25 protein-coding genes and 1 pseudogene are annotated in these 25603 nt (G+C 67.9%); 10 read left to right on the top strand and 16 right to left on the bottom strand.

Annotated features, from left to right (window positions below; all coding sequences use genetic code 11):
• Positions 1-6 precede the first annotated feature (6 nt).
• Complete coding sequence (locus A5790_RS08995) at positions 7-1284, top strand: glycosyltransferase family 87 protein (RefSeq protein ID WP_066842759.1); 1278 nt, start codon at positions 7-9, stop codon at positions 1282-1284.
• Between the two features lie 32 nt (positions 1285-1316).
• Here the strand turns inward: A5790_RS08995 and A5790_RS09000 are convergent, their stop codons facing one another.
• From A5790_RS09000 to A5790_RS09020, 5 genes are all read right to left on the bottom strand, one after another.
• Positions 1317-2042, bottom strand: coding sequence for a 1-acyl-sn-glycerol-3-phosphate acyltransferase (locus A5790_RS09000; RefSeq protein WP_066842761.1), 726 nt, complete (start codon positions 2040-2042; stop codon positions 1317-1319).
• Between the two features lie 83 nt (positions 2043-2125).
• The gene (locus A5790_RS09005) at positions 2126-2515 is read right to left on the bottom strand and encodes a hypothetical protein (RefSeq protein WP_066842864.1); all 390 of its coding nucleotides are present in this window, start codon (positions 2513-2515) and stop codon (positions 2126-2128) included.
• Positions 2512-3771 carry an ArsA family ATPase gene (locus A5790_RS09010; RefSeq protein WP_066842762.1) on the bottom strand — a complete coding sequence of 420 codons (1260 nt, stop codon included), beginning with the start codon at positions 3769-3771 and terminating at the stop codon, positions 2512-2514. The genes A5790_RS09005 and A5790_RS09010 overlap by 4 nt, the downstream gene beginning before the upstream one ends.
• Before the next feature lies 1 nt (position 3772).
• Complete coding sequence (locus tag A5790_RS09015) at positions 3773-4210, bottom strand: SRPBCC family protein (RefSeq protein ID WP_064394010.1); 438 nt, start codon at positions 4208-4210, stop codon at positions 3773-3775.
• A gap of 40 nt (positions 4211-4250) precedes the next feature.
• On the bottom strand, positions 4251-4640 hold the full coding sequence (locus A5790_RS09020; protein ID WP_066842764.1) for a polyketide cyclase / dehydrase and lipid transport: 390 nt from the start codon (positions 4638-4640) through the stop codon (positions 4251-4253).
• A gap of 92 nt (positions 4641-4732) precedes the next feature.
• Between A5790_RS09020 and A5790_RS09025 the strand changes: the two genes are divergently transcribed.
• Entirely contained in the window at positions 4733-6535 is a 1803-nt protein-coding gene (locus A5790_RS09025; RefSeq protein ID WP_066842766.1) for a long-chain fatty acid--CoA ligase, read from the top strand.
• On the opposite strand, the gene A5790_RS09030 is transcribed toward A5790_RS09025, so the two are convergent.
• The 4 genes from A5790_RS09030 to A5790_RS09045 form a co-directional block, all read right to left on the bottom strand.
• Positions 6523-7659, bottom strand: coding sequence for a glycosyltransferase family 4 protein (locus tag A5790_RS09030; protein WP_066842768.1), 1137 nt, complete (start codon positions 7657-7659; stop codon positions 6523-6525). The two genes, A5790_RS09025 and A5790_RS09030, sit on opposite strands and share 13 nt — an antisense overlap.
• 1 nt (position 7660) lies before the next feature.
• Positions 7661-8512 carry a peptidase gene (locus tag A5790_RS09035; protein WP_066842770.1) on the bottom strand — a complete coding sequence of 284 codons (852 nt, stop codon included), beginning with the start codon at positions 8510-8512 and terminating at the stop codon, positions 7661-7663.
• Positions 8481-9602, bottom strand: a complete 1122-nt coding sequence (ripC, locus tag A5790_RS09040; protein WP_066842772.1) for a peptidoglycan hydrolase RipC — start codon at positions 9600-9602, stop codon at positions 8481-8483. Before ripC ends, A5790_RS09035 begins: the two co-directional genes overlap by 32 nt.
• Before the next feature lie 153 nt (positions 9603-9755).
• Entirely contained in the window at positions 9756-9959 is a 204-nt protein-coding gene (locus tag A5790_RS09045) for a hypothetical protein (RefSeq protein WP_064349930.1), read from the bottom strand.
• Between the two features lie 2 nt (positions 9960-9961).
• On the opposite strand from A5790_RS09045, the pseudogene A5790_RS09050 reads away from it, so the two are divergent.
• Positions 9962-11857: pseudogene (locus A5790_RS09050) on the top strand (DEDD exonuclease domain-containing protein); the annotation flags it as partial.
• Here A5790_RS09050 and trpD read toward each other — a convergent pair.
• Positions 11795-12862 carry an anthranilate phosphoribosyltransferase gene (gene trpD / locus A5790_RS25410; protein WP_369829777.1) on the bottom strand — a complete coding sequence of 356 codons (1068 nt, stop codon included), beginning with the start codon at positions 12860-12862 and terminating at the stop codon, positions 11795-11797. The pseudogene A5790_RS09050 and the gene trpD sit on opposite strands and share 63 nt — an antisense overlap.
• Before the next feature lie 69 nt (positions 12863-12931).
• On the opposite strand from trpD, the gene A5790_RS09065 reads away from it, so the two are divergent.
• From A5790_RS09065 to A5790_RS09080, 4 genes are read left to right on the top strand one after another with little or no spacing between them, the layout of a single operon-like run.
• Positions 12932-13543, top strand: coding sequence for a heme-copper oxidase subunit III (locus tag A5790_RS09065; protein ID WP_066842775.1), 612 nt, complete (start codon positions 12932-12934; stop codon positions 13541-13543).
• Between the two features lie 11 nt (positions 13544-13554).
• A complete protein-coding gene (locus A5790_RS09070) occupies positions 13555-14385 on the top strand; it encodes a c-type cytochrome (protein ID WP_197696753.1) in 831 nt (276 codons plus the stop codon).
• Positions 14382-15596 carry a ubiquinol-cytochrome c reductase iron-sulfur subunit gene (locus tag A5790_RS09075; RefSeq protein ID WP_066842779.1) on the top strand — a complete coding sequence of 405 codons (1215 nt, stop codon included), beginning with the start codon at positions 14382-14384 and terminating at the stop codon, positions 15594-15596. Before A5790_RS09070 ends, A5790_RS09075 begins: the two co-directional genes overlap by 4 nt.
• A complete protein-coding gene (locus A5790_RS09080) occupies positions 15593-17305 on the top strand; it encodes a cytochrome bc complex cytochrome b subunit (protein ID WP_066842781.1) in 1713 nt (570 codons plus the stop codon). Before A5790_RS09075 ends, A5790_RS09080 begins: the two co-directional genes overlap by 4 nt.
• A gap of 39 nt (positions 17306-17344) precedes the next feature.
• On the opposite strand, the gene A5790_RS09085 is transcribed toward A5790_RS09080, so the two are convergent.
• The 4 genes from A5790_RS09085 to A5790_RS09100 all read right to left on the bottom strand — a co-directional run bounded on the left by A5790_RS09085 (position 17345) and on the right by A5790_RS09100 (position 20603).
• Positions 17345-18028, bottom strand: coding sequence for a DUF2561 family protein (locus A5790_RS09085; RefSeq protein ID WP_066842783.1), 684 nt, complete (start codon positions 18026-18028; stop codon positions 17345-17347).
• A complete protein-coding gene (locus A5790_RS09090; RefSeq protein WP_066842785.1) occupies positions 18028-18894 on the bottom strand; it encodes an MmpS family transport accessory protein in 867 nt (288 codons plus the stop codon). The genes A5790_RS09085 and A5790_RS09090 overlap by 1 nt, the downstream gene beginning before the upstream one ends.
• 212 nt (positions 18895-19106) lie before the next feature.
• Positions 19107-19526, bottom strand: coding sequence for a cytochrome c oxidase subunit 4 (locus A5790_RS09095; protein ID WP_064394022.1), 420 nt, complete (start codon positions 19524-19526; stop codon positions 19107-19109).
• Between the two features lie 9 nt (positions 19527-19535).
• A complete protein-coding gene (locus tag A5790_RS09100; protein WP_066842787.1) occupies positions 19536-20603 on the bottom strand; it encodes a cytochrome c oxidase subunit II in 1068 nt (355 codons plus the stop codon).
• Positions 20604-20731: 128 nt separating this feature from the next.
• Between A5790_RS09100 and asnB the strand changes: the two genes are divergently transcribed.
• Entirely contained in the window at positions 20732-22663 is a 1932-nt protein-coding gene (gene asnB / locus A5790_RS09105) for an asparagine synthase (glutamine-hydrolyzing) (protein WP_066842789.1), read from the top strand.
• On the opposite strand, the gene A5790_RS09110 is transcribed toward asnB, so the two are convergent.
• Entirely contained in the window at positions 22664-23638 is a 975-nt protein-coding gene (locus tag A5790_RS09110) for a carbohydrate kinase family protein (RefSeq protein ID WP_066842791.1), read from the bottom strand. It lies immediately after the preceding gene.
• Positions 23639-23757: 119 nt separating this feature from the next.
• Between A5790_RS09110 and A5790_RS09115 the strand changes: the two genes are divergently transcribed.
• A complete protein-coding gene (locus A5790_RS09115; RefSeq protein WP_066842793.1) occupies positions 23758-24390 on the top strand; it encodes a hypothetical protein in 633 nt (210 codons plus the stop codon).
• A gap of 16 nt (positions 24391-24406) precedes the next feature.
• Here A5790_RS09115 and A5790_RS09120 read toward each other — a convergent pair whose 3' ends face one another.
• Positions 24407-24781, bottom strand: a complete 375-nt coding sequence (locus A5790_RS09120; RefSeq protein WP_066842795.1) for an iron-sulfur cluster assembly accessory protein — start codon at positions 24779-24781, stop codon at positions 24407-24409.
• Between the two features lie 194 nt (positions 24782-24975).
• Between A5790_RS09120 and A5790_RS09125 the strand changes: the two genes are divergently transcribed.
• Positions 24976-25599: a DUF3043 domain-containing protein gene (locus A5790_RS09125; RefSeq protein ID WP_369829778.1), complete on the top strand. Its 624-nt coding sequence runs from the start codon at positions 24976-24978 to the stop codon at positions 25597-25599.
• Positions 25600-25603: the final 4 nt, after the last annotated feature.

Genomic DNA, 25603 nt, shown 5'->3' on the forward strand with positions numbered 1-25603 from the left:
AGCGACATGAGTACGTGGCGGTCGCCCGGCGGGGCTGGTTGGGGGCCAACGCTCGCCTGGCGGCTGTTCCAGCTGCTGACCCTGGCGGCGTTGGCCTGGGCGGGCTGGCGTGTGCTCGGCCGGGTGCCCTACCGCATCGACGTCGACGTCTACAGGATGGGCGGGCAGGCCTGGCTGGACGGCAGGCCGCTCTACGCCGACGGCGCGATGTTCCACACCAGGGGCGGCCTCGATCTGCCGTTCACCTATCCGCCGCTTGCGGCCGTGGTGTTCGCGCCGTTCGCGTTGCTGTCACTGGAAGCGGCAAGCGTCGCGATCACGGTGATCACGCTGGTGCTGCTCATCGTCGCGGTGACGATCGTGCTGCACCGATGTGATGTCTGGTCGAAGACGTCGGTGACGACCGAACCCGCGTGGCTGCGGCAGGCGTGGCTGGCCGCCGCGATCGTCGCCCCGGCGGTGGTCTATTTGGAGCCCATCCGGTCGAACTTCGACTTCGGCCAGATCAACGTCGTGCTGATGACGCTGGTGATCGCCGACTGCGTGCCGCGCAGGACCCCCTGGCCGCGGGGCATGCTCCTGGGGCTGGCCATCGCGCTGAAGCTGACCCCGGCGGTCTTCCTGCTGTATTTCGTGCTGCGCCGCGACGTTCGCGCGGTGGTCGTCACCGCGGTGTCCGCCGTCGTCGCCACGCTGATCGGGGTGGCGTTCGCCTGGCGTGACTCCCTGGAGTACTGGACCGAGACCGTGCGCAACACCGATCGCATCGGCACGGCGACGCTGAACACCAACCAGAACATCGCCGGGGCCCTGGCTCGGCTGGGACTGAGCGAAGGGCCACGGTTCGTGTTGTGGACCGCGGCCTGCTTCGCGGTGCTGGCGCTCACCGTGTGGGCGGTGCGACGCGTGCTCAAGGCCGACGAACCGGTGCTGGCGCTGATCTGCGTGGCGATGTTCGGGTTGGTGGTGTCGCCGGTGTCGTGGTCGCACCACTGGGTGTGGGCGCTGCCGACTCTGCTGGTCACGGCGCTGGTGGCCTATCGGAGGCGCCATGCGGCGCTGGGTGTGGTCGCGGCCGCGGGATTTGCGTTGATGGTGTGGACACCGATCACGCTGATGCCCGAGCACCAGGAGACGGCTGCGTCGCTGTGGCGACAGCTGGTCGGCGGTTCCTATGTGTGGTGGGCGATCGCGGTAATCGTGGTTGCCGGGTCACTGACGGCGGCGCCCTCGATGCGCAGCAGGCCGGTCGTCGACGAGGCGCCGGTACCCGCGGTCAACTAGCCGGCTCAGCCGGCCCCGGTTGAATTGCCGGCTCAGCCGGCGGCCACCTCCGGCATGCGGGCCGACGGCTTTGCCGTGTCGTCGGCGTTGCCTTCCTTGACGTCGGCGGCGTAGAGGTCGACGTACTCCTGACCCGACAGTCGCATCAGCTCGTACATCACCTCGTCGATGACCGCGCGCTCGATGAAGCGGTTGCCCGCCATCCCCTCGAAGCGGGTGAAGTCCATCGGCTTGCCGAACTTCACGTGGACCTTGCCGAAGCGCCACATCTTGCTGCCCGGCGGGTTGACGGAGTCGGTGCCGATCATCGCGACCGGGATCACCGGCACGCCCGTTTGCAGCGCGAGCCGCGCCAGTCCGGTCTTGCCCTTGTAAAGCCGCCCGTCCGGGGACCGGGTGCCCTCCGGATACATCCCGAGCAGCTTGCCCTCACCGAGGATGCGTTCTGCGGTGGTCAGTGCGGCCTGTGCCGAATCCGCGTCGGTGCGGTCGATCGGCACCTGACCGGCGACGGTGTAGAACCAGCGCTGGAACCAGCCCTTGAGCCCGGTGCCGGTGAAGTACTCGGCCTTGGCCAGGAATGTGATGCGCCGGCTGACAACGAGCGGCTTGTAGAAACTGTCCGCGACCGCAAGGTGGTTACTCGCCAAGATCGCCGCGCCCGAAGGCGGAACATGCTCCAGCCCTTCGACTTTCGGCCGCCCCAACAACGTCAGCAAGGGTCCCATGAAGATGTACTTGAACAGCCAATACCACATGGGCCCTCCCGGTGATCGAACACCGGCCGGTGTTCTGCGCCAACTTTACCCACGCACTGTGGATGCGACCACAGCGCGCAAGACTACTCCTCGACAGTTACCGGAATGTGCTGATATCGCCCCGGCGCAGGAGGCGGAGCCGAGCCGTTCGGACCCGGGTCATCCGGCGGCCCAGGCGGGCCGTCCGGAGGTGTGTCCGGCCCCGTCGGGCCTTCTGCTGCCTGGTCCAGAATCGCCCGAACCACGGCAAGCAGGGCGACGCTGTGCTCGGCGACGACGGTGAGCAACGGATGCTGCTCGCCCGCGGCCAGGGCGGCAAGCGCACACACCGGGCACCAGACCTGCTGACACTTGCCCGCCGTACCGGTCGTCGCGCGCGCCGCGGCCAGTCGCACCGCGGGGTCCAGCCGGTCCAGGATGGCCTGCGCGAGCGCCCGCAGCTCCGGTCCGAGATCGCCGTGTGGCGTCGTCACTTCGGCCACACCTCCGGATTCGGTCGGAACCGCACGATTAACTCACTCCCACGCAGCTGCGCGTCCACGACGATGCATCGCCGCAACACGGACGCCAATCGGACCCGGCGCCGCAATCCGCCCGCGCCGACTATCAGATCGTCGTCGACCCGGCCCAGCGTTAGCGCCGAGGAGTCGACCTGCGGCAACTCTAGCCGTAACCGGTACACCGATTCGAGGCCGGAGCCGGACTCGCGGTCGACGATCGGGCGCAACGGGCCGGGCGGGGGCGACCCGTCGCGGCGGCGTGCGCAGTCCAGCAGTTCACCGAGCGCCTTCGCCCCTATCGGCTCGCCTGCCAGATGCGGGACCAGGACCAGTTGCACATCGCCGATGGTCGCGTCGAGCTGCTCGAGGACGGCCCGCTGCTCGGATATCCGCTCGGTGTACCAGTCGAAGGCGGGATGTTCGGGCAGGTTGCGGTATTCGAACGAATCGTCTTGTACGAGTATCTGGTTGACGATCAACTCGGCTACCGAAACGCCCATCAGCGCCAACGAACCCAGTGTCCGCGCGGCCTCGGCGGCCACCACCCGCTCGGCGGTCATCACCAGATGCGCGCTGACCTTCGAACCGTCGGTGAGCATCGCGCTCAATGATTCGGTGCCGGCGCTGATGCGTTCGAACAGGGCGACGACGGCCGCGCTGTGCGGATCGTCGAAGCCGGTGGACAGCCGCCGGTGCCGCGGCCACGCCCGCTCCAGGTACAGACCGAACGTCGCGGGCAGGGTGAGCATGCGCAACGCGTCGGCGGTCGACGCGCAGTCGACCACGATCCGGTCCCAGTCCCCAGAGGCCGCCAGTTCGCCCACCTCGTAGAGGCCGAGCACCTCCTGGACGCCCGGTAGGGCCGAAAGTTCCTCGGGGGCAACGCTTCCTAATTCGGACTCGGGGAACCTGTCGGACAGCAGGCCCGCGATCTCGCGCCACCGCGCTTCGAGCAGGGCCAATGTGTCCAACGCCAGCGCGTCCAGTGCTCCGCCACCCGCGTCGGCGTCGTCGGTGAACACCCGGATGGGCCGGCGCGTGCCGGTCGGTGTCACGGTCACCCCGAGCACGTCGCCGATGGAGTGCGCCTGATCGGTCGAGACGATCAGCACCCGCAGCCCCGCGCGTGCGTCACGCACGGCGGTGGCGGTCGCCAACGTCGACTTGCCGACCCCGCCCTTACCGACGAACAGGTCGATCTTGGCGACAGGCGGGTCGGGGGCATTCAGCTCACTCAGCCTCGACTCGTTTCTTGAGGTCCTTCAACGCGGTGTCGGTGAGGCGCCGTTCGGCTTTGCGCTTCAACAGCCCGATCATCGGAATGATCAGATCGACGGACAGCTCATAGGTGACATCCGTCCCGGATCCCTTGGGCGACAGTCGATATGCGCCTTCCAGCGACCTCAGCAGGGAGCTCGACACCAGCGACCACGTCACCGACTTGCGGTCAGGCGGCCAGTTGTAGGACAACACCATCGTGTCCTTTAGGACGGCGGCATCCAGCACGAGCCGGGCGGTCTTCGGATAGCCCTCGGCGTCGGCCTCGAGCACCTCGGTCTCCTTGTATTCGGCCACCCAGTCCGGATAGGACCCGATGTCCGCGATGACGTCCATGACCGTCGAGGGATCGGCATCGATGTAGATGGTCTGCGCCGTCTTGTCCGCCACGTTGAAAATCTACCCTCCCCTGTTGTCGGCGGCCGAAGCCTCAGGCCAACGGCGAAACACCCACCGGGCGCGTGGCCTCCAGCCGCTGCTTCACCTCGAATGCCATGTTCTTACCCGCGACCCGTCGCCGGTGGTTCATCTTCGCCAGATTCATCTTGGCCAGCTGCCACGCCGCCACCCCCGCCGGCTCGGCGTGCAGGAAGTAGTGCAGCACGACCCCGTCGAGCACCGGTTCCAGCCAGATCTCCATGGTCCCGACGAGCGCCCCGGTGACAGTCCACCGGTGGCCCTTGTCGCCGCGGTCCTCCACCACGGACAGCCGCAGGTCCGGCCACCAGCGACGCCAGCTCGCGGGTTCGGCGATGTAGCGGCCGACCTCGGCGGGGTCAGCCGCGACGAACGTGTCGTCCGCGATCTGAATGCTGTGCATGGCATACCAGCTTCACATACGAGCCTGCCCACCCGGATACCGGCCGACTAGGGTGGATACGGCAAGAGCAGCCGGATCGAGAGGCCAGGACCGTGCGTGAGTTCAGTGTGCCAGCGTCCTTCACGGTTGAGGAGCACGACAACGTCGTCACCGCCGTGTTCGACCATGAGCGCGACGATCCCGACCATGTGATCTTCCAGCGCCTCGTCGACGGTTCGTGGACAGATGTGACGTGCAGGCAGGCCGCCGACCAGATTCGCTCCGCCGCGCTCGGCCTGATCGCCAAGGGCGTGCAACCGGGCGACCGCGTGGCGCTGCTGTCGGCCACCCGCTACGAATGGCCCATCCTGGACTTCGCGATCCTGGCCACCGGTGCGCTCACCGTGCCGATCTATGAGACCAGTTCGCCCGAGCAGGTGAAGTTCGTGCTCTCGGACTCCGAATCCGTGCTGCTGATCGTCGAGACCGACGCGCACGCCGACAGGATCGAGCACCTCAAGGACGAACTGCCCGGGCTGCGAGAGGTGCTGCGCATCGAGAGCGCGGGCACATCGGCGCTCGACGAACTCGCCGAGGCGGGCATGTCGGTCGACGCCAAACAACTCGACGCCCGGGTGGCCGGTCTGGCGGCCGCCGATCCCGCGACGCTGATCTACACCTCGGGCACCACCGGCCAGCCGAAGGGGTGCCAGCTCACCCACTCCAACCTGGTCTACGAGATCCGCGGCTCCAAGGAGTGCTTCCCGACGCTGCTCGCCAAGGGCGAGCGCATGCTGGTGTTCCTGCCGCTCGCGCACGTGCTGGCCAGGGCGATCACGCTCGCCGCGCTCGCCAACAAGGTCACGTTGGGGTTCACCAGCGACATCAAGAACCTGGTCGCGACGTTCGCGGTGTTCAAGCCGACCGTGGTGGTGTCGGTGCCGCGTGTGTTCGAGAAGGTCTACAACACCGCCGAGCAGAACGCCCACAACGACGGCAAGGGCCGGATCTTCGAGATGGCCGTCAACACCGCGATCGAGTGGAGCAAGTCGCTGGACACCGGCAAGGCCGGCCTGCTGCTGCGCGTCAGGCACGCGGTGTTCGACCGCCTGGTCTACGGCAAACTACGGGCGGCGCTGGGCGGTGACTGCCGCGCCGCCATCTCCGGCGGCGCTCCGCTGGGCGCACGGCTCGGCCACTTCTACCGCGGGGTGGGGCTGACGATCTACGAGGGCTACGGGCTGACCGAGACCAGCGCCGCGATCACCGTCAACCGGATCGACAACGTCAAGGTCGGTTCGGTCGGAACGCCATTGCCTGGCAACAGCATGCGCATCAACGACGATGACGAGTTGTTGGTCAGGGGCGGCGTGGTGTTCAACGGGTACTGGAAGAACGAGGAGGAGACCAAGGCGGTCTTCTCCTCCGACGGCTGGTTCCACACCGGTGACCTCGGCGCGATCGACGACGACGGCTTCCTGACCATCATCGGCCGCAAGAAGGAGATCATCGTGACCGCGGGCGGCAAGAACGTCGCCCCGGCGATCCTCGAGGACCGGTTGCGCGCGCACCCGCTGATCAGCCAGGCGATGGCGGTCGGCGACGCCAAACCCTTCGTCGGCGCGTTGATCACCATCGACCCCGAGGCGATCGAAGGCTGGAAGGAACGCAACAGCAAGAACGCGGACGCGTCGGTGGGCGACCTGGCCACCGACCCGGACCTGGTCGCCGAGATCGACCTCGCCGTCAAGGACGCCAATCAGGCGGTGTCCAAGGCCGAGGGGATCCGTAAGTTCCGCATCCTGCCGATGGACTTCACCGAGGACAGCGGCGAGTTGACCCCGACGATGAAGGTCAAGCGCAAGGTGGTGGCGGAGAAGTTCGCCAGCGACATCGAGGCGCTCTACTCGGGGTAGAGCAGGTTCGACAGTCGCTTCGCCTGGGTGTGCCACTGCCAGTTCTCGACCACCCAGCGCCGGCCCGCCGCACCCATCCGCCCGGCACGGTCGGGATCGGCCAGCAGGTCGCTGACAGCCGCCGCTATCGCGCCGACGTCCCAGCCGTCGACCACCACGCCGGTCTCGCCGTCCCGCACGGTCTCCGGCGCACCACCCGACCGGCCCGCCACGACCGGAACACCGGTCGCCGACGCCTCGAGATAAACGATGCCCAGTCCCTCGACGTCCAGCCCGGCGCCGCGGGTTCGGCACGGCATCGCAAACACGTCGGCCACGGCGTGGTATGCGGGCAACTCGTCGCCGGGGACAGCGTCGGTGAAGACGACGTCGTCGGCCACCCCGAAGCTGCGCGCCAGCTTGTGCAGGGTCGACCGGTAGGGCCCGCCGCCGACGATCACCAGCGCCGCATCGGGCACGCGCTGCCGGATCGCGGGCATCGCCCGAATCAGCATGTCCTGCCCTTTGCGCGGAACCAGTCGCGACAGGCATACGACGACGCGGCGGTTGCCGAGCCGGTAGCGGGCGCGTAGTTCGGCTCGCGCGATCTCGTCGGGCGTGAACCGGTCGGTGTCGACCCCCGGCGGCAGGTGTTCGAGCGCGGCGCGTGGCCCGAACGCCGAGGCGAACCGGCGCCGGGTGTACTGGCTGACGTAAGTGACCGCATCGGTGACGGATCCGATGCGCCGCAGCGCGTTTCGAGCCAGGGGCAACATCGACCAGCCGACCTCGTGACCGTGCGTGCTGGCGATCACCCGGCGTGCGCCTGCGTCGCGGGCCAGCGGCGCCATCAGCGCCAGCGGAGCCGCTGCGCCGAACCAAACCGTCTCGGCCCCGGTCTGCTCGATGAGGCGCCGCATCCGGCCGCTCACCGACGGCTCGGGCAGCATGAGGGTGGTCGGGTGCCGCACGACCCGATACGACGCGTCCCGGTCGAACGCGTCGGAACCCTTCCATTTCGGCGCGTACACCGTCAGCGTGTGCCGCCCTTCGGCCTCGAGGTGGTCGACCAACTCCTGCAGATAGGACTGAATGCCGCCGCGCCGCGGCGGAAAGTCGTTGGTGACCAACAGAACCCGCGTCACGTCATCGGCTCGCCCACTGCCGCCACTCGGCCAGCACTGTATCGAGGTCCGTTCCGAGGGTGTCGCGCACCGCCGTCGCGACGTCGGGGTGGCCGGCTCCGCAGGCCCGCTGGTATAGCGCGAGCAGCGTGGCCGCGCCGAACCGGTCGGCGACGAACCTGCTGAACCACCACGCCCGGTCGTAGGCCAGCGAACGCTCTGGCCCGGACAGTTCGGCGTCACCGGGCAGCGTGAGAAGCGAAGGGTCCGGCGCCGGTGTCGCGGGCCGGGCCACGAAGTCGGCCACCCCCTCGGTGAGCCAGCGCGGAGCGTCCGACGCGGTTCGCGTGCGGGCAGCGTAATGAAACAGCTCGTGGCGCAACACGATTCGCAACGCGGCGTCGCTCAGATCGGCAGCGCCGGGGGCGAACATGATCCGCTCGGGCGTGGTGGTGGCCGCGGTGTGGGAGTCCCCGCCGCCGATCGCCGCGAACTGTGCGCCGGTGCCTGCGACGGCGATGACGATCTCGCGCGGCCACTCCGGTCCCCAGAACGCGGTCACCGCCGCCGCGGCCCCGTCCGTCTCGGCCGCGATCCGGGACAGCAACCGCTCGGTCCGCGGCCCGCCGAGATTCACCAACCGGACCGCACGGGAGTCAGCGAGCGTGTGGACGCGCGATGCCGCGGTCGGCGTGGTCAGCGACGCCGGAACCGCGGGCGTGGCCACCACCGGACCGGACGGCGCCTCGGAGCGGCCAACGATCAGCAGCGCGAAGATCAGTTCGGCGATGAGCAGCGCCGCGAGCCGAGACCTGCTCCTCGCGTGCGCGACACCCCGGCGGTCAGTAACGGCGGACGTTGTAAATCGGCGCATTGTCCACCGGGGCGACCCGCACCGGCGTGCCGTAGGTCGAGGCGTGCACCATCATTCCGTCACCGATGTAGATCGCCGAGTGCGACGCGTCGGAGTAGTAGTTGACGACGTCCCCCGGCTGCATCTGGTCCTGCGACACCGGCTGACCGCCGCGGGCCAGCGCCTGGCTGGAGTGGGGCAGCGAGACGCCGGCCTGTTGGAATGCCCACATCACCAGCCCCGAGCAGTCGAACGCATTCGGTCCGGATCCGCCCCAGGAGTACGGCGAGCCGATACGGCTCAGCGCGGCCTGGATCACGGTCGCGGAGTGTCCGGCTCCCGGGGCCGCGACGTCTCCGGGCGCGATGGCGCCGGGCGCGGGCGGCGCGGCCAGGACCGCGGGATCATCGCCGGGTGGCACTGGCGCAGGCGCAGGCACCGGAGGCATGGGCGGGAGGGCGGCGAGCGCCTCACGCTGGTTCGGTGTCAGCGCCTCGTACTGCGACTTCACGACCGCGATCTGCACCTGCAGCGTGCTCTGCTTGGACTGCAGATCAGCCCGGACGGCGGCGGCCTGTTCGGCTGCGGTCTTCGCCTCGGCGGCCGACTTCGCGGAGGCTTCTTCGGCCAGGGCGGCCTGCCTGCCCATTTCGCGGTAGCTCTTCATCTGCGCCGACATCTGGGCGGCCATCACGCGTTGCACGGACAGCTGATCGATGAGGCCCTGCGGCGAACCGGCGGTCAGGATCGCGTCCAGTCCATCGGTTCTGCCGCCCATATATTGGGCCGCGGCAACCTTGTCGACGGCGATCTGAAAGTTAGCCAGCTGTTCGCGGGCCGCGTTCGCCGCTGCCGCATCGGCGGCGTGCTTGGCCTCCGCATCCCGCTGGATGGCCAGCTTGTTGTCGAGATCGAGCTGCGCCGAGTGCATCGCCTCGGTGGTCTGCTCGGCCTGACGCGACAGTTCGTTGAGCTTCGCCAGCGCATCGTCGGCCGGATCGGCCTGCACACTGACCGCGAAGAGACTTGCGAAAAAAGTGATACCGACGATCGCGCTGACGAAGGGGCGAAGGAACCCACGAATGGTCAAACGCGTGCGGTCGAGCCTCAAGATTTTGCGTCCTTCAACTTCCGGAACGATGCCGTGTCGAATAGCCCTTAGGTCTCAGACAGGTTACGAAACGGCATCGGCGTTGTCCAACAGAAGAGGCAAATTTAACAGGCAGCTCATATTTCGTTCCGTCGCCCGTCGCGCCGCGTGTCATCAGGCGACACCTGAACTGCCCTCCCGCCGGATGGGTACCAGTCGCAGCCGCGGTGCCAGGCCCACGTCGGCGAGCACCTCCAACGCTCGACGCTCGTCGTCCAGCAAGGTGTCGGGTACGCCCAGCAGAACACTCACGACGCAGTCCTGACAGCCCGGTCCGCGGACCGCGCAGTCGTCGCAGTCGATCTTCACCGTGCCCACGAATGGCTCCTCTCGGTCGGTGCGGTCCGCACGCTATCGGGAGGTACCGACAAGTTCTGCGGACCGCGTGGCAACCCGAAGCTGTCGGTGGGGTTTTCTACGGTCGACCCGTGAGCCAACTCAGCTTCGCCGACGTCGATCGGCAGGCTGACGTCTCACTGCGCGACACCACGTTCGTCGTCGTCGACCTCGAGACCACCGGAGGCCGCGCCAGCGGCGACAACCACGACCAGATCACCGAGATCGGGGCGGTCAAGGTGCGCGGCGGCGTCGTGCTCGGCGAACTGGCGACGCTGGTGGACCCGGGCCGCAGCATCCCGCCGCAGATCGTGGCGCTCACCGGGATCACCACCGCGATGGTGTGCAACGCGCCGCGGATCGAGTCGGTGTTGCCGGCATTCCTGGAGTTCTCGCGCGGGGCCGTGCTGGTCGCCCACAACGCCGGATTCGACATCGGGTTCCTGCGGGCCGCCGCCGAACGCGCTCAGATCGCCTGGCCGCGGCCGCCGGTGCTGTGCACGGTCAAACTGGCCCGCCGGGTCCTCACCCGCGACGAGGCGCCCAGCGTGCGCCTCTCCGCGCTGGCCCGCTTGTTCGGCGCGAGCACCACCCCGACGCACCGCGCACTCGACGACGCGCGTGCCACGGTCGACGTGCTGCACGGGCTGATCGAGCGCGTGGGCAACCAGGGTGTGCACACGTACACAGAGTTGCGTTCGTACCTGCCCGACGTCACCCCGGCGCAGCGGCGCAACCGCCACCTCGCCGCCGCGCTGCCCCACCGGCCCGGCGTCTACCTGTTCCGCGGCCCCGGCGCCGAGGTGCTCTACGTCGGCACGGCCGTCAACCTGCGGCGACGCGTCGGGCAGTACTTCAACGGCTCCGACTCGCGCACCCGCATCAAGGAGATGGCGTCGCTGGCCACCGCGGTCGACCACGTCGAATGCGCGCACGATCTCGAGGCGGGCGTGCGCGAGCTGCGCCTGCTGGCCGCGCACGCCCCGCCCTACAACCGCCGGTCGAAGTTCCCGCACCGATGGTGGTGGATCACGTTGACCGGCGAGGCCTTTCCCCGCTTCTCGATCGTGCGCACCCCCAAGCACGACGCGGTGATCGGCCCGTTCCGCGCGCGTGCCGACGCCGTCGACACCGCCGCCCTGCTGGCTCGGTTCACCGGGGTGCGGACGTGCACCAACAAGCTGGGGCGCGCCGCGGTGCACGGCCCGGCCTGCCCCGACCGGGAGTTGTCGCCGTGCCCGGCGCCTCGCGACGTGGGCGCCGACGAGTACGCGGAGACGGTCGCGCAGGCGGCCGACCTGATGGCCGGCCGCGACGGCCGGGCGCTGGCCGCGGTGCTGGCCCACGTCGCCGACCTCGCCGACCGCGGCCGCTACGAGACTGCGGCGCGACTACGCGATCATGCCGCCGCTGCGATCGACGGGCTGTGGCGAGGCCAGCGACTGCGGGCGCTGGTCGCCGTCACCGAGTTGGTGGCGGCCCGCCCCGACGGCAGCGGCGGATGGCACCTCGCGGTGATCCGCAACGGCCATCTGGCCGCGGCGGGAAACGCGCCGCGCGGGGTTCCCCCGATGCCCGTTGTCGACGCGATTTGCGCTGGCGCACAAGCCATTCTGCCGTCGACGGCACCGTTGGGCGGCGCGCTGGTCGAAGAGACGGCACTGATCGCGCGGTGGCTGCACCAACCCGGGGTGCGCATCGTGCGCGCCGACGAGGGCTACTGCTCGCCTGCGCATGCAGCGGGCCGGTGGGCGGCGTGGGCGGCGTCGGCGCGCTCGGCGCGGCTCGCCGCCGACCAGGTCGAGAGGACAACCCGCTCAGGCTTTTTGAGTGAACCGCACCCAACGCGCGAGGAGCTGTTCGGCCGCCCCGGAGTCGATGGCCTCGGCCGCCTTGGCCAGCCCGCTCTCCCAGGCCGGCAACCATTTGGCGTCGCTGGCTAGGCCCGCGTGCGCCACCAACGCGCCCGCGGCGTTGAGGATCACGGCGTCGCGCACCGCCCCCGGCGCACCGCCGAGCACCGCGCGCACCGAGGCCGCGTTGGCCTCGGCGTCGCCACCGACCAGTTCGGAGATCTCGGCCCGCTTGAAGCCGAACGCGGCGGGGTCGAACTTCAGTTGCTCGACCGTGCCCGCCTGTACGCGCCAGATCGTGCTGGTCGTGGTGGTGGTGAGCTCGTCGAGACCGTCGTCGCCGTGAACCACCAGCACGCTGGACCCGCGGGCCGCGAACACGCCGGCCATCACCTCGGCCAGGTCGGCCCACGCGCAGCCGACCAGCCCGGCCCGTGGCGCGGCCGGGTTGGTCAGCGGACCGAGCAGGTTGAACACCGTCGGCACCCCGAGCTCGCGGCGCACCACACCGGCGTGCCGGTACGACGGATGGAAGTGGGGCGCGAACGCGAACCCGATACCGATCTCGGCGACGCTGCGCGCGACTTCGTCGGGACCCAGATCGATGCGCACCCCGAGCGCCTCGAGCGTGTCGGCGCCGCCGGACAGCGACGACGCGGCACGGTTCCCGTGCTTGATCACCGGCACGCCCGCGGCCGCGACGATGATGGCCGCCATCGTGGACAGGTTCTGGGTGTTGGCGCCGTCGCCGCCGGTCCCCACGACGTCGACGGTCGCGGTGCCGATCACGTCGGTGGGGACACGGCGCGCGTGTTTGAGCATGATGTCAGCGAGCTCCGTCACCTCAGCCGACGTCGGGCGTTTCATCCGCATCGACACCCCGAAACCGGCGATCTGGGCAGGGGTGGCCGCGCCGGTCATGATCTGGTCCATCGCCCACGCCGCCTGGCCGTTCTCCAGCGACTGACCGGTGGTGAGGCGGCCAAGGATCCGGGGCCAGGTGAAGGAATCGGGGTTTTTGGGAGAAGCCACCACGCGATTATTGACGAAACTGCGGACCCGGGTGGTGATCGACAACTACAAAGCGTCATACTTGCTCCTGTGACGAGCGCTGTAGGTACCTCCGGAACCGCAATCACGTCGCGAGTACATTCGCTGAACCGGCCGAACATGGTCAGTGTCGGCACCATCGTCTGGCTGTCCAGCGAGCTGATGTTCTTTGCTGGCCTGTTCGCGATGTACTTCACCGCGCGTTCGCAAGCGGCGGGCGAATGGCCGCCGCCGCCTACCGAGTTGAACCTCATGCAGGCCGTACCGGTCACGCTGGTTCTGATCGCCTCGTCGTTCACCTGCCAGATGGGCGTGTTCGCCGCCGAACGCGGCGACGTGTTCGGGCTGCGCCGCTGGTACACCCTCACCTTCGCGATGGGGTTGTTCTTCGTCCTCGGCCAGGGCTACGAGTACATCGAACTGGTCAAGCACGGCACCACCATCTCCAGCAGCGCCTACGGCTCGGTGTTCTACCTCGCCACGGGATTCCACGGATTGCACGTGATCGGCGGCCTGGTCGCCTTCCTCATCCTGCTGGCCCGAACCCGGATGAGTAAGTTCACTCCGGCTCAGGCCACCGCCGCGATCGTGGTGTCGTACTACTGGCACTTTGTCGACATCGTCTGGATCGCATTGTTTGCCGTCATTTACTTCGTCCGTTGATCGGCTCGCCGATGAATCCGATGAGAAGGAGTTCGATGACCGACAAGTCGCGCCGTCGGCTACGCCGGCGCCTGTCAGGTGCTGTGCTGCTGCTGCTCGGACTAGGTGTCGCCGGCGGTCTCGCCGCGACCCTGACGCCCGCACCGCAAGTCGCGGTCGCCGACGAATCGCAGTCGGCGCTGTTGCGCACGGGTAAGCAGCTGTTCGACACCTCGTGCGTGACCTGCCACGGCGTCAACCTCCAGGGTGTGCCGGACCGCGGGCCCAGCCTCATCGGCGTCGGCGAGGCGGCGGTCTACTTCCAGGTCTCCACCGGCCGCATGCCCGCGATGCGCGGCGAGGCCCAGGCCCCGAAGAAGGACCCGCTGTTCGACGAGGCGCAGACCGACGCGCTCGGCGCCTACGTCCAGGCCAACGGCGGCGGCCCGGTCGTCCCCCGCGACGACAACGGACGCGTCGCACAGGAGTCGCTGCTGGGCGACAACGTCGCCCGCGGCGGCGACCTATTCCGGCTGAACTGCGCGTCGTGCCACAACTTCACCGGCAAGGGCGGCGCCCTGTCGTCGGGTAAGTACGCGCCCGACCTCGGCGATGCCACGCCCGCGCAGATCTACACCGCGATGCTCACCGGCCCGCAGAACATGCCGAAGTTCTCGGACCGGCAGCTGTCGCCGGATGAGAAGCGCGACATCGTCGCCTATGTCCGCGAGTCGGCGGAGGCGCCGAGCTACGGCGGCTACGGCCTCGGTGGGTTCGGCCCGGCGCCCGAGGGCATGGCGGCCTGGATCATCGGCATGGTGGCCGTCATCGCCGCGGCCCTGTGGATCGGAGCGCGAGCATGAGCGAGCCGGGCAACGGCACCGAAAACACCCCGAAGGGCACCGACGCACCGGGTCAGGCCGGTGTATCGGGGCAGCCCACCGACGCCGAACTGGCGGCGATGTCCCGCGAGGAGCTGGTCGAACTCGGCGGCAAACTCGACGGCGTCGAGATCGTCTACAAGGAGGACCGCTGGCCGGTCCCCGACACCAAGGCCGAGAAGCGCGCCAGCCGCGTGGTCTCGTACTGGCTTCTGCTCGGCGGTTTTTCGGGCCTGGCCCTGCTGCTGGTGTTCCTGTTCTGGCCGTGGGAGTACGTGCCCTACGGCTCCGAGGGCGAGTTCCTGTTCAGCCTGACCACTCCGCTGTACGGGTTGACGTTCGGGCTGTCGATCCTGGCGATCGGCATCGGTGCGGTGCTGTACCAGAAGAAGTTCATCCCCGAGGAGATCTCGATCCAGGAACGCCATGACGGCGCCTCCCCCGAGATCCACCGCAAGACGGTCGTGGCGAACCTGACCGACGCGCTGGAAGGCTCGACGATCAAGCGGCGCAAGCTGGTCGGCCTGTCGCTGGGCATCGGCCTCGGCGCGTTCGGCCTCGGCACGCTGGTGGCGTTCGCGGGCGGTCTGATCAAGAACCCGTGGAAACCCGTCGTCGAGACCGCCGAAGGCAAGAAGGCGGTGCTGTGGACGTCCGGGTGGACGCCGCGGTACGAGGGCGAGACCATCTTCCTGGCCCGCTCCACCGGCAGCGGCACCTTCGTCAAGATGCGCCCCGAGGACATCGACGCCGGCGGTATGGAGACGGTGTTCCCGTGGCGCGAATCCGACGGCGACGGAACCACTGTCGAGTCGCACCACCATCTCGCCGAGATCGCGATGGGTGTTCGCAATCCCGTCATGTTGATCAGAATCAAGGCGCAGGACTTGCCCCGGGTGGTCAAGCGCAAGGGTCAGGAGAGCTTCAACTTCGGCGACCTGTTCGCCTATACGAAGGTCTGCTCACACCTGGGCTGCCCCTCGTCGCTGTACGAGCAGCAGTCGTATCGCATCCTCTGCCCGTGCCACCAGTCGCAGTTCGACGCGTTGCACTTCGCTAAACCCATATTCGGCCCGGCTGCGCGCGCGTTGGCGCAGCTGCCCATCACCATCGACCAGGACGGGTACCTCGTCGCCAACGGCGACTTCATCGAACCCGTCGGGCCGGCCTTCTGGGAACGGAAAACAGCATGAGTCCATCACTGCCGAAGCCGCCGAACCTCGCCGAAGTCGCGGCGGGCCAAGGGAATGCGATCGATTCGCGCTACCACCCGTCCGCGGCGGTGCGACGCCAGCTGAACAAGGTGTTCCCGACCCACTGGTCATTCCTGCTGGGCGAGATCGCGCTGTACAGCTTCATCGTGCTGCTCATCACCGGCGTGTACCTGACGCTGTTCTTCGACCCGTCGATGGCGGAGGTCACCTACAACGGCGTCTACCAGCCGCTGCGCGGGGTGCAGATGTCGAAGGCCTACGCGTCGACGCTCGACATCAGCTTCGAGGTCCGCGGCGGCCTGTTCGTCCGTCAGATCCACCACTGGGCCGCACTTCTGTTCGCGGCCGCGATCATGGTCCACCTGGCCCGTATCTTTTTCACCGGCGCTTTCCGGCGTCCGCGTGAGGCGAACTGGGTGATCGGAGCCCTGCTGCTGATCCTGGCGATGTTCGAGGGCTACTTCGGCTACTCGCTGCCGGACGACCTGCTGTCGGGCATCGGGCTGCGGGCCGCGCTCTCATCGATCTCGCTCGGCATGCCGGTGATCGGCACCTGGTTGCACTGGGCCCTGTTCGGCGGCGACTTCCCCTGCGGCGGAGTCGGATACATGTGCAACGAGGACGGATACTGGATTCCCAGGATGTACGCACTGCACATCCTGCTGATCCCCGGAATCATGTTGGCGCTCATCGGGCTTCACCTCGCCCTGGTGTGGTTCCAGAAGCACACCCAGTTCCCCGGCCCGGGCCGCACCGAGACCAACGTCGTCGGCGTGCGCGTCATGCCGGTGTTCGCGGTGAAGTCGGGTGCCTTCTTCGCGATGACCGTCGGCATCCTCGGCCTGATGGGTGGGCTATTGACGATCAACCCCGTCTGGAATCTCGGGCCGTACAAGCCATCTCAAGTGTCGGCGGGTAGCCAGCCGGACTTCTACATGATGTGGACCGAGGGTGTGGCGCGTATCTTCCCGCCGTGGGAGCTCTACTTCGGCAACTACACCGTCCCGGCGTCCACCTGGGTGGCCCTGTTCATGGGCCTGGTGTTCACGCTGCTGATCGCCTACCCGTACATCGAGAAGAAGCTGACCGGCGACACTGCACACCACAACCTGCTGCAGCGTCCGCGTGACGCCCCGGTGCGAACCGCGTTGGGGTCAGCGGCGATCGCGCTGTACATGCTGTTCACGCTGTGCGCGATGAACGACATCATCGCGTTCAAGTTCCACATCTCGCTGAACGCGACGACGTGGATCGGCCGCATCGGCATGGTGGTGCTGCCCGCGATCGTCTACTACATCGCCTACCGGTGGGCCGTCGGCCTCCAGCGCAGTGACCGCGAGGTGCTCGAACACGGCATCGAGACCGGCATCATCAAGCGGTTGCCGCACGGTGCCTACATCGAGCTGCACCAGCCGCTGGGCCCGGTGGACGAGCACGGTCATCCGATTCCGTTGGAATACCAGGGCGCTGCCATCCCGAAGCGGATGAACAAGCTGGGCTCCGCGGGCGCGCCGGGTACCGGCAGCTTCCTCACGGCCGACCCGATCGAAGAGCACGAGGCGCTGACCGCGGCTCTGCACGCCGGCGAGCGCAAGGCGCTCACCGCGCTGGCCGAGCACCAGGAGCGCAACGGCTCGTCGAATGGACATGGCTCGCGTGACGGAGACTCGTCCGACGGCCACCACTGAGGCCGCCGGCACAATCGAAAAGCGGCCGCTGTGAAGGACTTACGCGCCCTGCTGATCGAGCAGGGCGCGTAGTTCTTTGAGGTAGAACCACGGCACGACGGGCATGGCGAGCGTGACCAGCGCGGTCAACCCATAGAAGACCCAGGCCGCGACATTGCTGTCGACCGCCATCAGATAGGTGGCCACACCGATCGCCACCATGGCGATGCCGATCGCGCAAGCGATCGCCACGGCGCAGCGCAGCCCCAGCAGGTCAACCGCCGTGGACGCGGGCGTCGATGTCGGCGCAGGCGCCTCGAGGGTGCGCTCCTGGCGCGGCGCCGCGTACGGCAACTTCTCGGTGGGCGGTGTCGGGTCGATCGGCCGACCGCGGCCGGGAGCCGCCGAGGCGACAGGCGCGGCCCCGGTGGCTTGGGGCTGCGGCGATTCGGCCATTGCCTCGCGCCTGGCGCGCAACAGCAGCGGAACCGCTCCGATGATCACCACCGCGGAGATCCCGATGACGGTGTAGAGCAGCCACGGTGTGCCGGCATCTCCGGACGACTGGGCCGGCCCTCGCCCGAGGTCGACCAGCGCCACCGTCGCGGCGACCCCGGTGCCGAGCGCCACCAGCCAGATCGCCGCGCACGAGCCGAGCAGGATGCGATCGGTGCGGTCGAGTTCGCGGGGATCCAGTGCCGGGGTCAACCGCGAGCGCCCCGACGCGTCCGTTTCGTACGTCATCAGCAGCTGGTCTGTGCGGCGTTGTTGGTGTTCGACGACAGCACGGTGCCGTCGCTCGTGGTTATCGAGCAGTTCAACCGGCTGACCAGGAACAGGCTCGACGCCTGCACCGAGCCGACCTCGGACTGCGAGATCGGTGTCACGGTCAACGACCACGGAATGTAGACGTTGCGCTGGGTCCGGCTTCGGCCCGACGCGTCGATGTAGGTCACGGTGATGATGTCTCCCGGTGCTTTGGTTCCCGTCACCGAATAGGTGACCTGTCGCGGGCCCGAACGGGTCGTCGTGGGTGGAGGCGGCGCCGGCGGCGACGTGGTCTCCGGCGGCGGTGGTGGCGGTGGCGGTTCGACTGGTGCGGGCGGCGGAGGCGGCTCCTGGGTCACCGTCACCGTTTCGGGCGGTGGCGGTGGTGGCTCTTCGCTCGGTGGAGGCGGCGGAGGCGGTGGCGGCGGCGTGGTGGTCGTGATCTCGTCCTGCACCGGGGGCGCCACGGTCGTCGTCGAGGTCTCGGGCGTCGCGAGGTTGTCGGTGTCGGTGCGGGTCACCAATACCGAAACGGAGACCACCAGCGCGATGGCCGCGATGATCGCCGCCACGCCGACGACCCACGGCCACCGTGGCGGTGCGGGTTGGTCGACCGGTTCGGGCGGCTCATAGCTGTCGTAGTCGTACAGCGACGAGTCGGCCGGCACATACGGGCCCGCCGTGAACTGCTCGGACTCTGGCGCCGAATACGCCCGCGAATAGAAGTCGGTGTCGCTGCTATCGGGCGCAGGCTGGTCACCGCCGGTCTGCTTCGGATCCTGGCTCGGCTCCCGACTCTGAAATTCCGACCCTTCGTCATCCGGGGGATTCGGCCCGCTCATTTACGCCTATCCTTCTCGACTACTCAACCGGCGCGGCACGCCACAGACTCCCGGCTCAGCGGCGGCGACTGACCGTGCCTCGGCAACATTACCCAACGCCGTAACCGGGCGTGATCACCCGCCACGGTTCCCGCCGCAAGTGGTGGCCCGATTGTGACCTTGGCTGTGACCCTGGCCGCCCGCACCGAACGGCAGGGCAGCCGATTCGACGGTCAGTGCTTCTCGGGGCCGGTGTAGTACTCGAAGGTCAGGCCCGCGACCGTCGTGATCACGAAGCATGCACCGGCCACGATGAGCCACGGCAGCCAGAGCGCCACCCCGACCGCAGCGATCGAGGCCGACAGCGCAATCATCACCGGCCACCAGCTGTGCGGGCTGAAGAAGCCGAGCTCACCGGCGCCGTCGCTGATCTCGGCGTCCTCGTAGTCCTCGGGCCGGGTGTCCAGGCGCCGGGCCACGAACCGGAAGAACGTGCCGGTGATCAGGGTCAGGCCGGCGGTCAACACCAGCGCGGTGGTACCGGCCCACTCGATGCCGCCGTACTGGAACATCGCCGTCAGCACCGCGTAGACGACGGCCGCGAGAACGAAGAACGCGGTCAAGAACTCGAACAGCCGGGCTTCGATATGCATGTGGTGTCCCTACTTGCTGGCCTGCGTTAGCTGGGGCGCCAGTTCACCGCGACGGGTGTCGAACGGCTTCGTGGTGACGGCGGTCGGCGGCTGGTTGATCGCTTCCAGCGCCTGGGCGTTGGTCCTGCCGTCGATGCGCTGCTGCAGGTAGGCCTTGAAGTCGTTGGGCTCCACCACGCGCAGTTCGAAGTTCATCATCGCGTGGTAAGTGCCGCACATCTCGGTGCACCGCCCGACGAACGCCCCGGTCTGGGTGATCTCGCTGATCTGGAAGGTGTTGTCGGAGTTGTTGGCCCGCGGGTTAGGCATCACGTCGCGTTTGAACAAGAACTCCGGCACCCAGAATCCGTGGATGACGTCGGCGGAGGCGATCTGGAACTCGATGCGCTTGCCCGACGGCACCACCAGCACCGGGATCTCCGAGGACGTGCCGAGCGTCTCGACCTTGTCGAACGCCAGATACGAGCGGTCCTGCGGGTGCTTGCCGGCGATCACGCCGAATGCGGGGTCGTGTGAACCTTCTTCGCCGCCGTGCTCACCTTCCAGGCCCTCGGGGCCGGACGCCACGGCGGCCGCGCGCTCGGGGTCGGCGCCGTCGTAGGTCAAGGTGCCGTCGGAGAAGTTCACCGACTTATAGCCGAACTTCCAGTTCCACTGGAAGGCGGTGACGTCGACGACGACTTCGGGGTTGGACTCCTCGTGCAGCATCCTCTCCTGCACCACCACGGTGAAGTAGAAAAGCACCGAGATGATCAGGAACGGTATGACGGTCAGCACCAGTTCCAGCGGCATGTTGTAGCCGAACTGGCGGGGCAGCTCGGTGTCGGTCTTCTTGGCCCGGTGGAACGCCGAGGACCAGAAGATGAGGCCCCACACGATCGCGCCAACAACCAGCGAGGCGATCACCGAACCGATCCACAGTTCGCGGTTCACGTGCGCTTCGGGCGTGATGCCCTTCGGCCATCCCAGGCCCAGCACCTCCGACCAGCTGCAACCGCTGAGCAGCAACGCCGTAGCACCCAGGACGATTGACAGCGACGCGGTTCGCGCCACCGCCTTCAGCCCGCGAGGTGTCACGTTGGAGCCTCCTAGAAGTCAGTGACGCGCGACCGCGGTGCGGTCAATTTCTGGAGCGAATACTACGCAGCGTAGACCACGCCCGGGTGCAGGTCTCAACACACCTCACGATTAGGCATACTGGCGCCGTGTGCGGACTGCTGGCCCTGGTACGTGACCCGTCCGCTGACGTCTCCCCCGCGCTGATCGACGCGGTGTCCGGTGCGTCCCACCTGATGCGTCATCGCGGCCCCGACGAGCCCGGGACCTGGTCCGACGACCGGGTCGTGCTCGGGTTCAACCGGTTGTCGATCATCGACATCGCCCACAGCCACCAACCCCTGCGGTGGGGGCCGCCGGACACGCCCGACCGCTATGTGCTCGTGTTCAACGGCGAGATCTACAACTACCTCGAGCTACGCGAGGAACTGTCGGCCCGGCACGGCGTGACGTTCAACACCGACGGTGACGGCGAGACGATCATCGCGGCCTACCACCACTGGGGCACCGAGGCGCTGACCCGGCTGCGCGGCATGTTCGCCTTCGCGTTGTGGGACACCGTCGGCGGTGAGCTGTTCTGCGCCCGGGACCCGTTCGGCATCAAGCCGCTCTATCTGGCCACCGGCCCCGGCGGCACGGCGGTGGGCAGCGAGAAGAAGTGCCTGCTCGAGCTCGCCGACGAGCTGGGTCTCGACCTCGACATCGATCAGCGCGCCGTTCAGCACTACACGGTGCTGCAGTACGTGCCCGAACCCGAGACGCTGCACGTCGGGATTCGGCGGCTGGAGTCGGGTAGCTACGGGCGCGTGCGCCCCGGCGGTGAACTCGAGGTGACCCGCTACTTCCACCCGCGGTTCACCGCTGTGCCGTTCATACAGGGCCGCGAGCAGGAGCGCTACGACGAGATCACCGCAGTGCTCGAGGATTCGGTGGCCAAGCACATGCGGGCCGACGTGACCGTGGGCGCGTTCCTGTCCGGCGGCATCGACTCGACGGCGATCGCCGCGCTGGCCATGCGGCACAACCCGCGGTTGATCACGTTCACCACCGGATTCGAGCGGGAAGGTTTCTCCGAGGTCGACGTCGCGGTCGCCTCGGCAGAGGCGATCGGCGCCAGGCATGTGGCCAAGGTCGTCAGCCAGTCCGAGTTCGTCGCCGCGCTGCCCGAAATCGTCTGGTATCTCGACGAACCCGTGGCCGACCCGGCGCTGGTTCCGTTGTTCTTCATCGCCCGCGAAGCCCGCAAACACGTCAAGGTGGTGCTCTCCGGCGAGGGCGCCGACGAGTTGTTCGGCGGCTACACCATCTACCGGGAACCGTTGTCGCTGAAGCCGTTCGAATACCTGCCGCGGCCGCTGCGACGGTCGCTGGGGCGCGCGTCGCGACCGCTGCCCGAGGGGATGCGGGGCAAGAGCCTGCTGCACCGCGGTTCGCTCACGCTCGAGGAGCGTTACTACGGCAATGCGCGCAGCTTCTCCGACGAGCAACTGCGCGCGGTGCTTCCCGGCTTCCGCCAGGAGTGGACGCACACCGACGTGACCGCACCGGTGTACGCCGCGTCGCAGGGGTGGGACCCGGTCGCGCGCATGCAGCACGTCGACCTGTTCACCTGGTTGCGCGGCGACATCCTGGTCAAGGCGGACAAGATGACCATGGCGAACTCGCTCGAACTGCGGGTGCCCTTCCTCGACCCCGAGGTTTTCGCGGTCGCTTCCCGTCTGCCGTATGACCAGAAGATCACCAGGGCCACAACGAAGTTCGCATTACGGCGGGCATTGGAGCCGATCGTTCCCGAGCACGTGCTCAACCGGCCCAAGCTCGGCTTCCCCGTCCCGATCCGGCACTGGCTGCGGGCCGGCGAGCTACAGGATTGGGCGTACTCGATGGTCAGCTCGTCACAGGCCGGCGATCTGGTCGACCTCGCGACCGTTCGCACCATGCTCGACGAACACCGCGACGGCACAAGCGATCACAGCCGCCGGTTGTGGACCGTGCTGATCTTCATGCTGTGGCACGCGATCTTCGTCGAGCACGCCATCACTCCGCAGATCGGCGAGCCGACCTACCCGGTGCAGCTCTAGCTACTTGAGCGCCTGCGAGATCTCGGCGGCCGCTTCGTCGCCGTAGGCGTCGCCGAGGCGCTGAATCGCCTCGTCGCGGTCCCAGCCCCATTCCTGCGGGCCGGGCGCCTCAAACACGAGCACGGCCACCAGCGAGGCGAGCTGCGCCGAACGCTCCAGGTTCAGCCCGGCGCTGCGACCGGTCAGGAAGCCGGCACGGAACGCATCCCCGATACCGGTCGGATCGGCCTGGTGCTTCTCGGGCACCACCCCGACGTGAATGAAGGTGCCGTCCGAACTGACCAGGTCCACGCCCTTGGGGCCGAGGGTGGTGACGCGAATCCCGATCTGGCTCATCACCTGCGCCTCGCTCCAGCCTGACTTCTGCAGCAGCAGGTCCCACTCGTAGTCGTTGGTGAACAGGTACGTGGCACCGTCGATCAGCCTGCGGATCTCCTCACCGGAGAGCCGCGCCAGCTGCTGGGAGGGGTCGGCGGCGAAAGGCAGGCCGAGATTGCGGCACTCCTCGGTATGCAGGAACATCGCCTCGGGGTCGTTGGCACCGATGATCACCAGCTCGGGCTTACCGATCCGCTTAGTCAGATCGGCCAGCGAGATATTGCGCGCCTCCGACATCGCACCCGGATAGAACGACGCGATCTGCGCCATGGCGTCGTCGGTGGTGCAGACGAACCGGGCGGTGTAGGCGGTCTCGGAGACCAGCACGCACTCGGTGTCGACGCCGACGGCCTCCAGCCAGCTGCGGTAGTCGTCGAAGTCGCGCCCGACGGCGCCCACGAGTGCGACGTCACCGCCGAGCACACCGATCGCGAAGGCCATGTTGCCTGCGACGCCGCCGCGGTGCACGACGAGGTCGTCGACCAGGAAGCTGAGCGAGACTTTCTGCAGGTGTTCGGGGAGCAGCTGTTCGGAGAACTTTCCGGGGAACCGCATCAGATGGTCGGTTGCAATCGATCCGGTCACCGCAATTGTCACGAACTACACCCTTCATTTATTAAGTCGCCTAGGTATTCTAGTGCGCTAACCTGCGTACAAAAGCCCGCCAGCAACTGTAGACAGGCGCATTCCGACCCACATCTCGGGGGAGCAAATCTATGACCGGCCCGTACCCGCCCGAATACGGCGCTGGACCGACCGGCCCGCAAATGTATCCGCAATCACTTCCGTATCCGGAAAACGTGCCGTCGGCGTATCCGGGCATGCTGCCGCCGCCGGTGCCGTACCGGAAGAAGAAGCGCTGGCCGATCGTCCTGGCAGCGGTGGTGGCGGTCGCGTTGGTCGCAGCGGTCGTCGCGGTCATCGCCATGGCGGGCGGGGACGAGGAGCCGGCCAGTTCGAACGCGCTGAGCGAATCCTCGGCAACGGCGGCCATCCAGGACTACCTGGATGCGCTGACCAATGGTGACGACGAGACGGTCGCCCGCCACACGCTGTGTGGGCTGTTCGATGCGGTGAAGGAGAAGCGCTCGGATCTGGCGCTGGCGCGCCTGTCGGGTGACGCGTTCCGCAAGCAGTACAGGCAGGCCGAGGTGATATCGATCGACAAGATCGTCCAGCCCTCGCCCCATCAGGCGCAGGTGCTGTTCACCATGCGGGTGACGCCGGCAGGCGGATCGCGCCGAGATCAGAACGACACCCGGGAACAGCAGGCCGTCGCCCAGCTGTTGGCCCAAGACAACGAAATCCTGGTGTGTTCCTACCTGCCGCGCACGTCAGGCCAGTACTGACCGACCGGGTCGGAAATCAGTTGAACGAGTCGCCGCAGGCGCACGAGCCGGTGGCGTTGGGGTTGTCGATGGTGAAACCCTGCTTCTCGATCGTGTCGACGAAGTCGATGGTCGCGCCCTGCACATACGGGGCGCTCATCCGGTCCACCGTCAGGTTCACGCCGCCGAACTCCACGGACAGGTCGCCGTCGAGCGACCGGTCGTCGAAGAACAGGTTGTAGCGCAGTCCGGCACACCCACCCGGCTGCACGGCGATGCGCAGGGCGAGGTCGTCGCGGCCCTCCTGGTCCAGCAACGCCTTGGCCTTCGCGGCAGCGGCGTCGGTCAGGGTCACGCCGTGGGCGGCGGTCGCCGTCCCTGGGGTTCCTGCCGACTCTTCCTGAACTGTCATTACGTCTCCTGTAGGCCTCATTGTCGTGGCGCGTACAAATCAACGGTACCTCGTCTCGACGCTATTCCCGAGTTTGTCCCCAGGCCTCCTCCCCTGGCAGTCCCGCTCCTCGCGACGGAAGTAACCTGGCAGGCGTGAAGCTGCTGGGCCGCAAGAAAGACGACAAGCCGACCGCCGACGCGTCGAGCGCCGATGTGGCGGAGAACACCTCCGCCGATGCGCAGGAAACCGCCCGGCCTGGCACTACCCCACCGAAGGGCAGGCCGACCCCCAAGCGCGACCAGGCGGCCCGCAAGCGCGGCCCGGTGGCACCCGCCCCGATGACGGCCGCCGAAGCGCGTCGCCGCCGCAAAGAGATGCGCAACACGATGAGCCGTGAGGAACGCCGCGAGGAGAAGGCGGCGCGCCGCGAGCAGATGACCGAGCGCCGCGAGAAGATGATGGCCGGCGAAGAGGCCTACCTGCTCCCCCGGGACAAGGGACCGGTACGCCGCTATGTCCGCGACGTGGTGGACGCCCGGCGCAATGTGCTCGGGCTGTTCATGCCGTCGGCCCTTGGCCTGATCTTCGTGATGCTCGCGGTGCCCTCGGTCGAGGTGCAGCGCCTGCTCTCCCCCGCGATGCTCGTGCTGGTGCTGATCATGGTGATCGACGGCTTCATCCTCGGCCGTCGGGTCAACCGGCTGGTCGACGAGAAGTTCCCGGACAACACCGAAGGTGGCTGGAAGCTCGGTTTCTACGCGGCCAGCCGCGCCTCGCAGTTGCGTCGCATGCGCGCACCGCGCCCGCAGGTGAACCGCGGCGACAAGGTCACCTGAGCCC

Origin of the sequence: Mycobacterium sp. 852002-51152_SCH6134967 (assembly GCF_001667105.1) — a bacterium.
Classification (GTDB): Bacteria; Actinomycetota; Actinomycetes; order Mycobacteriales; family Mycobacteriaceae; genus Mycobacterium; species Mycobacterium neumannii_A.